The 11559-nt window shown below is 61.1% G+C and carries 8 protein-coding genes and 1 other RNA gene; 4 read left to right on the top strand and 5 right to left on the bottom strand.

Annotation, left to right across the window (positions count from 1 at the left end):
- Positions 1 to 29: 29 nt before the first annotated feature.
- From rnpB to ANT_RS15595, 4 genes are all read left to right on the top strand, one after another.
- Positions 30 to 400: RNase P RNA component class A (gene rnpB, locus ANT_RS16755), an RNA gene on the top strand.
- 309 nt (positions 401 to 709) lie between these two features.
- Positions 710 to 1180, top strand: a complete 471-nt coding sequence (locus tag ANT_RS15605; protein ID WP_013561495.1) for an HAD family hydrolase — start codon at positions 710 to 712, stop codon at positions 1178 to 1180.
- Complete coding sequence (locus tag ANT_RS18040) at positions 1177 to 2400, top strand: SH3 domain-containing protein (RefSeq protein WP_013561494.1); 1224 nt, start codon at positions 1177 to 1179, stop codon at positions 2398 to 2400. The genes ANT_RS15605 and ANT_RS18040 overlap by 4 nt, the downstream gene beginning before the upstream one ends.
- 66 nt (positions 2401 to 2466) lie before the next feature.
- Entirely contained in the window at positions 2467 to 3927 is a 1461-nt protein-coding gene (locus ANT_RS15595) for a phosphoglucomutase/phosphomannomutase family protein (RefSeq protein ID WP_013561493.1), read from the top strand.
- Between the two features lie 395 nt (positions 3928 to 4322).
- Here ANT_RS15595 and ANT_RS15590 read toward each other — a convergent pair whose 3' ends face one another.
- The 5 genes from ANT_RS15590 to ANT_RS16720 form a co-directional block, all read right to left on the bottom strand.
- Positions 4323 to 7145 carry a cation-translocating P-type ATPase gene (locus tag ANT_RS15590; protein WP_013561492.1) on the bottom strand — a complete coding sequence of 941 codons (2823 nt, stop codon included), beginning with the start codon at positions 7143 to 7145 and terminating at the stop codon, positions 4323 to 4325.
- Between the two features lie 96 nt (positions 7146 to 7241).
- A complete protein-coding gene (locus ANT_RS15585; protein ID WP_013561491.1) occupies positions 7242 to 7862 on the bottom strand; it encodes a chemotaxis protein CheC in 621 nt (206 codons plus the stop codon).
- A gap of 15 nt (positions 7863 to 7877) precedes the next feature.
- The gene (locus ANT_RS15580) at positions 7878 to 8231 is read right to left on the bottom strand and encodes a response regulator (protein ID WP_013561490.1); all 354 of its coding nucleotides are present in this window, start codon (positions 8229 to 8231) and stop codon (positions 7878 to 7880) included.
- Between the two features lie 12 nt (positions 8232 to 8243).
- On the bottom strand, positions 8244 to 9227 hold the full coding sequence (locus tag ANT_RS16725) for an HD-GYP domain-containing protein (RefSeq protein ID WP_049784924.1): 984 nt from the start codon (positions 9225 to 9227) through the stop codon (positions 8244 to 8246).
- On the bottom strand, positions 9208 to 11547 hold the full coding sequence (locus ANT_RS16720; protein WP_172634639.1) for a diguanylate cyclase: 2340 nt from the start codon (positions 11545 to 11547) through the stop codon (positions 9208 to 9210). The genes ANT_RS16725 and ANT_RS16720 overlap by 20 nt, the downstream gene beginning before the upstream one ends.
- Between the last annotated feature and the right edge of the window lie 12 nt (positions 11548 to 11559).

Genomic DNA, 11559 nt, shown 5'->3' with positions numbered 1-11559 from the left:
CGCGCATTTATGGTATATTCGAAGTGACTCAGGTCGGTCGGGCGATCGCGGCTGTCGGTTCACGGCAGTCGAGGAAAGTCCGCACTCCACAGGGCACGGCGCCGGGTAACGCCCGGGGGGCCGTAAGGTTCCGGACAGGGCCACAGAAACATACCGCCCGAAAAGGGTAAGGGTGAAAAGGTGGTGTAAGAGACCACCGGCGCGGCAGTAATGTCGCGGCCAGGCAACCCCCGCCGGGAGCAAGGCCAAGCAGAGGCCGTCTCTCTTCGGAGAGTAAGGACTGCCCGTCCAAGGGTCTCGGGTGGGCTGCATGAGCGGATGGGTAACCGTCCGCCTAGAGAGATGATCGCCGCCCCCTTTGATGGGGGTACAGAATGCGGCTTACAGACCGGCCTGAGTTCTCTGAGAATGCTCCCCTTCGAAGGATAAGAAATCAGCCTTAGCGTGCGCCGTACCTCTCGAGGCGCCCCTCATCTTCACGTTTTTCCCACCCTGGCGGTGGCATCCATCCATGTCGTTGCGAGGGAGCCTCAAAGAGGCGACCGAAACAACCTCACGCGTGGCTTGCGGGGTGCACAAACGGAGAGGGAGTCCGCTGTGCGCGCTCGCCTGCGGGGATACGGTGTGATTGCCATGACACCAGAACTGTTTCGCGCCCGTGCGCCAGGCCGGGTCAAACCGTCCCCCTGGAGTGTATTATAATTGCGGTATGATTGAATTGACCGTTCCGGGTCAGGGGGTCATCCGCCTGCAACACCTGGTGCTGGACGTTAACGGCACGCTGGCGGTGGATGGACGCCTGATCGAAGGGGTGCGCCCTTTGCTCGACCAGTTGCGCGACCGGCTGGAGATTCATCTTATCACTGCCGACACGCACGGCGGGCAGGCGGCGCTTGACCGTCAACTGGGGTTGCAGGCACACCGCCTGCAAGCGGGGGGTGAAGCCGAACAAAAAGCCGCTTTTGTGCGCTCACTGGGCGCAGAGCAGGTGGTTGCCATTGGACAGGGTGCGAACGACGCCCTCATGTTGCGTGAAGCCCGCATCGGCATTTGTGTGCTTTCGCCGGAAGGCACGGCGGTTTCCACCCTGCAATCCGCCGACATCTGCACGGCTGGCATCCTTCCTGCACTGGAACTGCTGACGAAACCTTTGCGATTGGTGGCAACGTTGCGAAAATGAGCCTGCCTGCCAGTGAACCCATTCCCCTGCCCGAAGAGGAACTGCCGCCCGCCCGGCGGCGGCGCCTGCGCCGCATGGTCATCCCCGAACACCACGACGAACAGTCGGCTTTTCTGGATGATCTGGGCGAGCGCACCACCCCCGGTGCCGAGTTCTTCCTCTCCGCCTTGCTTGCCGGGCTGGTGACCGGCATTGCCCTGATGCTGGATTCGCCCGCGCTGGTGGTGCTTGCGGCCCTGCTGGCGCCCTTTATGGCGCCGGTGCTGGGGATGGGTGTGGCAGGCGTGGCAGGCTCCACGGGCTTTCTGTTGCGTTCGCTGGTCAGCGCGCTCATCGGCGGGTTGATTTTCTTCCTCACCGGCACGCTGACGGGCATCCCGGCGCGGCTCTTTGTCCTCAATGGCTGGGTGCAGTTGTCCTACCTCTTGCGCCTGGATGGGTTCAGTTTGCTGTTGCTCAGCCTGGGGACGGTGTTCTCCACCGTCCTGCTGGCGCGCTCCACCCATCAGCGTCCGCTGGTGAGCAGTGTTGCCATGGCCTATGCCCTCTTCCTGCCGCTGGGTGCGGCGGGTTACGGCCTGACCTCCGGTGTCCCTCTGCCCTGGTACAACGGCATGGTGGTTTTCCTGATCGGGCTGGCGGTTGCGGCTCTGCTGGGCGCCATTACTCTGGTGATCCTCGGTCTGCGCCCGCTCAACGGCTTGAGTTACCTCTTCACCGGCGCTTACATGACCATTGTGGTCACCGCCCTGGTGATCTGGCTGAGCGGCGGCATCCCCACCATCCAACTGCCAGAGATGACGCCCGCGCAACTGCCTCAAGCCCCTGCGCAGGTTTCCGCTGGCTCTCAACCCAGCCCCACCCCCGCCGAGCTTTCGGCAACCCCTTCCGTCAGCCCTACCGTTACCCTCACCGCTACGGCGACCCCCACGCGCACGCTCATCCCCACCAACACCCCGACGATGACCGTCACCCCTCAGCCCACGCCGGTATGGGCGCGCATCAACGTCAAGGGCAGTAACGGCGCGGTGATTCGCGCCGAGCCGGGCTATAATGCCGCCATCGTCAAGAGCCTGCTCAACGGCATTATTGTTGAGGTGCTGAGCGATGTGGCGACCGCTGACGGCGCTACCTGGGTGAAAATCCGCACTGCCGACGGTGTCGAGGGCTGGATTGTGCGCAACCTGCTGGCGACCGCCACCCCTGCTCCAGGCTGGTAACCCCATGACATCCCCGGGAAACGCTTCAATCTGACGATACCTTAAACGACTAAGGAGATTTGCTTCATGCCCATTCACTTTGGTACCGACGGCTGGCGCGCCGTCATTTCTGACACCTTCACCTTCACCAACCTGCGCATGGTTGCCCAGGCCATCGCCGATTCCATCGCCAGCGGCTCCTGGACAGACAGCCTGCCCACCGACCGCCCCATTGACCCCAAGCGCATGGTGGTGGGCTTCGATACCCGCTTCCTTTCCGACCGCTTTGCGCAGGAAGTGGCGCGCGTGCTTGCCGCCAACGATTTCACCGTTTATCTGGCGCAGGCAGACGCCCCTACGCCTGCCATTTCCTACGCGGTGTACCACCGCAACGCCATCGGCGGGGTGATGATTACCGCCTCGCACAACGCTCCGCGCTACAACGGCGTCAAACTCAAATCCTACTACGGCGGGTCTGCCCTGCCCGATCAGTGCCGCGAGGTGGAAGTTTTCCTCAACGACAACGAAGCCAAAGCCCGCGGTCCCAACCTGATGGAGTACGAACACGCCCTGGAAGAGAAGCGCATCATCCGCTTCAATCCTATCCCCGAATACTACGATCATCTGCGCCGCCTGATTGATTTTGACGTCATCGCCAGCAATCCGCCGCGCTTTGTGGTTGATTCCATGTACGGCTCGGGTCGCGGGGTGATTCGCGGCATCCTGCAGGGTACGGGGTGTGAGGTTACTGAGATTCGCGGCGAGATGAACCCCGGTTTTGGCGGCGTACACCCCGAGCCCATCGCCCGCTACCTGGGCGCGCTGGCAGGCGCCATCGGCAGTGGGGTGGGCGGCTTTGGCATTGCTACCGACGGCGATGCCGACCGCACCGGCGCCATGGACGAACACGGCAACTTTGTGGACCCGCACAAGATTATGGCACTCAGCCTGCGCTACCTGGTGGAAAAGCGCGGGATGCGCGGCGCCGTGGTGCGCACCGTCTCCACCACCCGCATGATTGACCGCCTGTGCCAGAAGTACAACCTGCCGCTCTACGAGACACCGGTGGGCTTCAACCACATTGCCGATTACATGATGAAGGATGAAGTGCTCATCGGCGGCGAGGAATCGGGGGGGATTTCCTTCAAGGGTCACATTCCCGAAGGCGACGGCATCCTGATGGGCTTGCTCATCGTCGAGATGGTGGCGGCGTACCGCACCACCCTGCGCGACCTGGTGGAGCAACTGCTGGCAGAGGTGGGACCGGCGCACTACGAGCGCACCGATTTGCGCCTGCGCCGCCCGGTGTCCAAGTCTCAGATGACCGCACGCCTGGTCAACGAAGCCCCCGCCGAGATTGGTGGCGAGCGCATCGTGGATGTCAGCACGCTGGACGGTGTCAAATACATCCTGGCGGACGATTCCTGGTTGCTCATCCGCCCTTCCGGCACCGAGCCGGTGCTGCGGGTGTACGCCGAAGGGCGTTCGCCGCAGATGGTCAAAGCCCTGCTGGGCTACGGCGAACAGGTTGCCGCCAGCGTGGTCTAAAGCCCTTCTGAAGATGGATGAGCCGTCCCGCAGTATGCCTGCGGGACGGTTGTTTTTGCGCAGGTCGGTCCGGTATTCAAGCCCGGTGGGTGAGGCTGTAGAACCGTGTCGAGAGGGGTGCTGGTTGGGAAATGTGGTACTCCTCCTTTCGTTTGCACACCCTGCCAGCTACCCGGGGGTTGCTTCAATTGCCTTTTTGAGGCTCTCTCGCAACGGCACACAAGGCGCACCGCTTGAGCGCAAAGGACGCGAAGAAGTTTTGGTCTCCCTTACGAGGGCAGGCAGCGTCCGAAGCAATCCCCCTTAAAGGCTGATGTCATGGCAGGTGTGGGGCGTATCCCCAAGAAAAAGCGGCGGCGCAACGCGCGCCGCCGCAAGCATTTCCGGCAAATCCCTCAGGAGGTTTTCTTGCGGTGCGGCGCAAAAGATACTTTGGTGGCTTCAGCCACCACCGAGGGGATAAGGATGAGCGGCAGAATTTCCACCCATTGCGCCCAGCCTAGCGGCTCGGTATCAAACACGTTGTTCAGGAACGGTACATACACCGCCCCCAGGATGAGCGCCAGCGAAGACAGCACTGCCAGGTTCATCCAGCGGTTGGTGAACACGCCGATTTTGACCAACGGGTAGTACTCGGAGCGCGCTGTGTAGGCTCGCAGAAGTTCGGAGACGCTCAGGGTGACAAACGCCATGGTCTCGGCGTAATGCACGTGTTGCGGGTCGGTAGAGCCAATCCAGAACGCCAGCAGGGTGGTAGCGGTGATGGCAAGGGTCTGGAAAACGATGCCCTGAAGCATAAAGCGGTTGATGATGGGTTCTTTGGGCGGGCGCGGGGGCTGATGCATGATATCCGGATCGCCCTTTTCGGTGCCCAGCGCCAGCGCCGGCGCGCCATCGGTGACCAGGTTGAGCCACAGCAACTGCAGGGCCGTCAGCGGCGAGCGCCCCATGAAGAGCGTGGAAAGGAAGATGATGGCAATCTCCGCCAGGTTGCAGGAAAGCAGGTAGTACACAAACTTGCGGATGTTGCTGTAAATGATGCGCCCCTGCTCAATTGCCGCCACGATGCTGGCGTAGTTGTCGTCGGTCAGCACCATGTCGGCGGTTTCTTTGGCAACGTCGGTGCCGGTGATGCCCATGGAGACGCCGATATCGGCGCGCTTGATGGCGGGGGCGTCATTGACGCCGTCGCCGGTCATGGCAACCACCTCGCCGTTGGCGCGCAGGGCGTCCACAATGCGCATTTTATGTTCCGGCGAGACGCGGGCGAAGACATCGGTGCGCTCCACCTCACGGATGAGGGTCTGGTCGTCCATCTCGTTCAACTGCGCGCCGGTCAGCACCTGATGCCCCGGGCGGAGCAGATGGATGCTCTCGGCGATGGCGCGGGCGGTGTTGGGGTAATCGCCGGTAATCATGATGGTGCGGATGCCCGCGGTGCGGGCTTTTTCCAGGGCGGGCTGAACTTCGGGACGGGCGGGGTCAATCATGCCGATCAGTCCGACGAAAATCAGGTCTTTCTCCAGTTCTTCGCTTTCGATTTCTTCGGGTAGAACCGGCACCAGGCGGTATGCCAGCCCCAGCACGCGCAGGGCATCGTACGTCATGGCGTCGTTGGCGGCAAGGATTTGCGCGCGCATGGCGTCATCCAGCGGTGCAGGGGTGTCATCACTGCGCTGGTAGTGGGTGCACAGGTTGAGGACGATATCCGGCGCGCCCTTGACGGCAATGGCGTACCAGTGGCGTTTCTCGTGGTTGTAGATGGGCGAACTGTCTTCGGGGATGACCTCTTCGATTTCGTGGATGGTGACCATGCGCTTGCGGGACGAGTCGAAGGGCACTTCCTGCTCGCGCGGGTAGGTGTGGGTCAGTTCCTTCTGCAGAATACCCGCCTTGGCGGCGGCAACCAGCAGTGCGCCCTCGGTGGGGTCGCCGATGATGCGGTAGGCAGACTTGCCGTTCTCGCCAATTTGCTCCAGCATGGCATCGTTATTGAGCACGCCCACCCACAGTGCAGTAGTCACTGCGGGGTAATCCTTCAAATTCACCGGCTGACTGTTGAGGCGGAACTCGCCCTCGGGGTTGTAGCCTTGTCCGGTAATCTCGAAGGTCTTGCCGTCCACCCACAGGCGGGTGGCGGTCATGGCGTTTTGCGTGAGGGTGCCGGTCTTATCCGAGCAGATAACGGTAGCGGAGCCTAACGTTTCCACCGAAGCCAGTTTGCGGATGAGGGCATGGCGGCGCACCATCTCGCGCATGCCCAGCGCCAAACTGATGGTGACAATGGCGGGCAAGCCTTCCGGCACGGCGGCAATGGCCAGGCTGACGGCAATCATGAACAAATCCACCACCTGCTGAATTTGGAAGCCATCGGTGCCGAGCATGCGCACCAGACCGACCACGAAGACCAGCGCGCACACCGCCAGCGCGCCCCAGCCCAGGGTTTTGCCCAGTTCATCCAGGCGGCGCTGGAGCGGGGTTTGCTCTTCTTCCATGCTCTGGAGCATGTCGGCAATCATGCCCAGTTGGGTGCGCATGCCGGTGGCAACCACCACGCCGCGCCCGCGCCCGTAAGAAACCACCGTGCCCATGTAAGCGGTGTTCTTGCGGTCACCGATGGGAGCGTCCTGCGCCATCAGCACGGCGGCGCTCTTCTGCACCGGCACCGATTCGCCCGTGAGGGCGGCTTCTTCTACCCGTAAGTTAACGGCTTCCAGCAGGCGTACATCGGCGGGGACGTAGTTACCCGCTTCCAGGAAGACGATGTCGCCCGGCACCAGTTCGCGCGCCGGGATAGAGAGGCGTTTGCCGTCGCGCAGAACCTGCGCTTCGGGCGCCGCCATTTTCTTCAGCGCCGCCAGGGCTTCCTGTGCGCGGCTTTCCTGCACCACCCCCAGCACGGCGTTCAGCACCACAATGGCAAGGATAGCGCCGGCTTCCACCCATTCCCCCAGCACGGCGGAGATGCCCGCCGCCACAATGAGCAGAATAACCACAAAACTGTTCAGTTGGGCGATGAGCAGTTGCAGGAAGGTCGGGCGGGGTTTTTCCGCCAGTTCGTTAGCGCCGTATTGTGCCAGGCGGCGCGCGGCTTCCTCACTGCTCAAGCCGCTGTGTTCGGCAGTGTTGAGCTTTTGCAGAGTTTCGTTGGGAGAAAGCGCATGCCAGACGAAGGCAATCTCTTCCGGCATGGCTGGACGAGAGGATGGGGTTGCCATGGAAGTTCTCCTGTAAGAAGAAATCGCGCCTGTCTGTTACCATCCAGACAACGCTGAAGATTATAACCCCAAACAGGAAAAATCTCTTCGCCCGAGTTAACCGTTCAGGGCTGCGTGCAGAATGGCTTTGAGGTTGTTAAGGGGCAGGATGAGGAAGATGAGGATGTGAATGTGAAAGTTGATCTCGCCCACGGTGAGGGCGCTTTTCATGGCAACCGCATAGATGTTGGGGTCTGCCGGGCTGGTGAGGTTTTCGGCAATGGCGTGTCCGCGCAGGTTGTAGTACACGCGCGGCAGGTTGAAGTGCATGCGCCGTCCGGTTTGCTTGCCCAGCATGGCTACACAGGAATTGAGGATGATGTTGCCCACCTCGTAGAGGATGGACTGCTCGTTGACGTCGCGGGAAGCGCTTTCCAGGGCTTCACCGCCCAGCAGTTGCACCAGATGACTGCAGGACTGGTAGTCCATCATCACCATGGAAGTACCGGTCAAGCCGCCGCTGAAACGCTGTTCCACCGCCGAACCGACGACGCCCAGTTCTTCATCCAGAAAATCAAAGATGCCCTGGCGATCCAGCGCGGCAACCTCAATCAGCGACATTTCAATGCGTTTCCCCAGAATCCCCGAAAGCGTGCCAGCGGCGCGCCCGCTGGCGATGTTCATCATTTCCTGCAGGACGTCCTGTTCAGCGGGGGAGAGCAAATTGTCCGCCTTCATGGTCGTAGTGCCCGATTATAAAAGCGAAGAGACGGTGTTCACCAGCACGTCGGGGGAGACGGGTTTGTTCAGGAAGGCGTCCGCGCCGGCTTGAATCAGTTCTTTGCGGGTTTCGTCCTGAATATTGGCGGTGATGACAATCACTTTCAACGAGGGTTGCATGGCTTTCAGGTGACCGATGAGTTCCAGCCCTTCCATGCCCGGCATGAGCAAATCCATGGTCACCAGGTTGGGCTGGCAGGTGGGCAGTTGTTCCAGGGCATCCATGCCGCTGGAGGCTTCGCACACCACATGCCCGGCTTTTTCCAGCGCGCGTTTGAGCAGGGTGCGCGCGTAGGATGAGTCGTCCACAATCAGGATTTTCGCCATTTCTTCCCTCCCTCAAAACTGAACATTTTCCTCCAGCATCTCCAGAAAGCGCTGTCCCAAATCGGGGTCAAACTGCGTTCCCAGGTTTTCGCGGATGATTTGCATGGCGCGTTCGCGGGGCAAGCCCTTGCGGTAGGGGCGGTCGCTGGTCATGGCATCGTAAGCGTCCACCAGCGCCAGGAAACGCCCTTCGATGGGAATTTCCTCCCCTTTAAGCCCATGCGGATAGCCCTTTCCATCCCAGCGTTCGTGATGGTAGAGGATGTAAGGCGCGGCGGGCGCCAGGTGATGAACTCCTTGAAGGATGCGTGCCCCCGAGGCAGGATGCCGCTTCATCACTTCCATTTCTTCGGCGGTAAGGGGTGCTGGTTTGTTCAGGATCTGTTCCGGTACAATTATTTTACCAATATCATGCAAAAGTGCGCCAATCTCCAGGATCATCTTTAATTCCGGCGACCAGCCCAGGTAATCGGAAAACTCCAGCGCCAGCGAGCGCACGCGGTCCACATGCCCGCTGGTGGTGACATCGCGTTCCTCAATGGCAGACGCCAGCATAATGACGGTTTGCAGGTGGGCTTCGCGGGTGGAGAAGAGCGAGATCTGCTCGCGGCGGCGCAGACGGGCTTCAACCGCAGTAAGCAGTTCATCGGCGCTGAAGGGCTTGAAGAGGTAATCGTCGGCGCCCAGACGGCGGGCGTTGGAGGTGTCGTAGCGCTCGGTGCGGGCGCTGAGGAAGATGAACGGGACGAGCATGCCCGCTTCCATCTGGCGCACGGCTTCCAGCAGTTGAAAGCCGTCCATCACCGGCATCATGATGTCGGAGAGAATCAGGTCGGGATGTGCCTGCCGAAAGGCTTGCAGGGCTTCCTCGCCGTTGGCGGCAGTGATGACGTGATACCCGGCGTCGCTCAGGATGTCGCGCACTACCTCGAGCAGAGAACCATCATCCTCAACGAGCAGAATCCGGGTGGGGCGTTCAGGGCTGAGCATGCTCATTCTCACCTCCGTGCAGGGCAATCTCGTAGCGGTCGCGCCCGTTTTGTTTGGCGCGGTAGAGGGCTTCATCGGCACATTTGAGCAGAGAGCCAAGGTCACGGGCATGCTGTGGGAAACAGGCAATGCCGATGGACAGCGAAAGCGGAATGGCGTGAGGTTCGGGAATTCCGGCATTCTTCTCGCGCACCCGCCGGAGCAGGCGTTCTGCCACCCGCAGGGCGCTGTCCTGCGTGGTCTCGGGCAGGAGCAGGATGAACTCGTCACCGCCGTAGCGCGCCAGGGTGTCGAATTCGCGCAGGGAGCGCCTGAAGGTCTGCGCCAGTTCGGCAAGCAGTTGATCGCCGGCCTGATGCCCGAAGGTGTCGTTGTATTCCTTGAAGTGGTCCAGGTCCATCATCAACAGGGCGCAGGGGCGCAGGTAGCGGGCGGAACGCTCCAGTTCGGCGGCGGCAATTTCAAAGAACTTGCGGCGGTTATAGATGCCTGTCAGGCTGTCAAGTTCGGCAAGGATTTGCTGTTCGCGGAAGGACAGGGCGTTCGCCAGCGCCAGGCTCATCTGCGCGCCGATGACTTCCAGCAGTTCTTTTTCCTCTGCCGTAAATTTGCGCGCCAGGTCGCGGGTGAACAGGAAAATTGCGCCCAGCACCTCGCCTTTGACGTACAGGGCGGTGAACAGCACGCCCTCAAACCCTTCCTGCTGGTAGATGCGCCAGTGGGTGGTCTTGTTCGGGGTGCTTAGATTATACACTGCGCCAGTAGCTCCAAAAGATTGAATAACTTCCTGCGCCCGAGCGGATGTAAGGGTGTAGGTCTGGCGGTGTTGTTCGCTGATGCCGTATCCCGCCAGCAGGCGGTATGCCTCATCACGGGGATGTTTACCCAGCACGGTCACGGCATCCACGCGGAAAATCTCTGCCAGTTTTTGCACCGCCTGCCCGAGAATGGCTTCGTAGTTGAGGTTCTGATTGAGCAGAAAAGCAAACTGCACCAGCAGTTCCAGACGGCGGTTGGTTTCCTGCAGGCGGCGGGCGGTGAGGGTGTAATCGGTAATATCGTGGGTGCTGAAGATGATGCCGTTGATTTGCCCGCCGGCATCGTAGAGCGGGTTTGCCTGAAGTGCCAGCCAGCGCTCCTTCCAGGGTGCATGGCAGGGGATTTCCTCGCGGTAGCCTTTCATCGTCCCGTCCAGCAGGTTGCGGCAGATGCGCTCCCATTTCGTACGCTCGGCGCCTTGAAAGGCATCCAGCAGAGAACGTCCCTGCAACAGGTGCGAGAGCCAGCGTTCGCCGCCGTTTTGCAGGGCAAAGGCATCCCAGGCGGCGTTGGCGTTGACCAGTTTCAAATCGCGGTCCACGGTGTAAATTACATCGCCGGTCTGATCCATGACGGCGCGGTAGTAGGTTTGCCAGCGCTGGACTTCGCCATGAATGCGGGCGTTATGCAGGGCGGTGGCGGCGGCGCCGCCGATGAGTTCCAGCAGGTCGAGGTCCTGACGGCTGAAGGCGTGCAGGCGCTCGCTTTCCACATCCAGCACGCCGATGCACTCGCCCGAGACCATCAGCGGCACCGCCATCTCCGAGCGGGTGGTGGGGATGAGGTTGTAGTAGCGGGGGTCCTGAGATACGTCGTGCACCAGCGCCGGGCGGGCATGCGCGGCTACCCAGCCGGAGATGCCCTCGCCTACCCGCACTACCACCTCGCCTTTGGCGAAGGTTTCCTTCTCCACGCCATCGGATGCCACCAGTACCAGCGTGTTCTCCTGGCGCAAGAGCAGGGTGACAAAGGTGGCTTCGAAGAAACGGCGCACTTCCTGAACGATAATGCGCAGGCAGGCTTCGAAATCCAGCGTGCGCAGAGAGGTTTCAATTTGTTGCAGGGTTTTCAGTTTGGCAATTTCACGCTTGAGGTCGTGTTCGCTGAGCAGGCGTTCGCTGGCATCCTGAATGAGAATCAGCACGCCGCTGACGGCATCGCGGTCGTAGAGGGGTAAGAGGGTTACCGAGTGCGGCAGAGGCGCGCCGGACTGGCTCAACAGACGAAACACCACAGGGTGGAAGCGGGTGGACAGGGTTTGGGGCGTGCCGTTTTGCAGGGTGTCCTGGAAGCGCGGCAGGACATACTCTTCGGCGCTGGCATCCAGCAGATGGAGCAGAGGGGCGCCTTCCAATTCGCGGTCTTTTTCGGCAAGATGCTCCCTCACCCAGCCGTTCAGGTGGACGATCTGCAGGGCGCGGTCGGTGAGGATGATGCCAAAAGGCACCCGCTCGCAGAACGAGAGGAAGATTTGCGCCAGATCGCTCTCAAAGGGCCAGGGTTTCATCAACACCATCGC

The sequence above is a fragment of the Anaerolinea thermophila UNI-1 genome, assembly GCF_000199675.1.
GTDB classification, from domain to species: domain Bacteria; phylum Chloroflexota; class Anaerolineae; order Anaerolineales; family Anaerolineaceae; genus Anaerolinea; species Anaerolinea thermophila.
The sequence above is the reverse complement of the archived record's forward strand: the minus strand, read 5'-3'. Positions and strand labels throughout refer to the sequence as shown.

What these genes read in the sequence shown, in the direction of transcription:
- ANT_RS15605 (WP_013561495.1), top strand. Translation starts at nt 710, where the DNA reads ATGATTGAATTGACCGTTCCGGGTCAGGGGGTCATCCGCCTGCAACAC.
- ANT_RS18040 (WP_013561494.1), top strand. Translation starts at nt 1,177, where the DNA reads ATGAGCCTGCCTGCCAGTGAACCCATTCCCCTGCCCGAAGAGGAACTG.
- ANT_RS15595 (WP_013561493.1), top strand. Translation starts at nt 2,467, where the DNA reads ATGCCCATTCACTTTGGTACCGACGGCTGGCGCGCCGTCATTTCTGAC.
- ANT_RS15590 (WP_013561492.1), bottom strand. Translation starts at nt 7,145, where the DNA reads ATGGCAACCCCATCCTCTCGTCCAGCCATGCCGGAAGAGATTGCCTTC.
- ANT_RS15585 (WP_013561491.1), bottom strand. Translation starts at nt 7,862, where the DNA reads ATGAAGGCGGACAATTTGCTCTCCCCCGCTGAACAGGACGTCCTGCAG.
- ANT_RS15580 (WP_013561490.1), bottom strand. Translation starts at nt 8,231, where the DNA reads ATGGCGAAAATCCTGATTGTGGACGACTCATCCTACGCGCGCACCCTG.
- ANT_RS16725 (WP_049784924.1), bottom strand. Translation starts at nt 9,227, where the DNA reads ATGAGCATGCTCAGCCCTGAACGCCCCACCCGGATTCTGCTCGTTGAG.
- ANT_RS16720 (WP_172634639.1), bottom strand. Translation starts at nt 11,547, where the DNA reads ATGAAACCCTGGCCCTTTGAGAGCGATCTGGCGCAAATCTTCCTCTCG.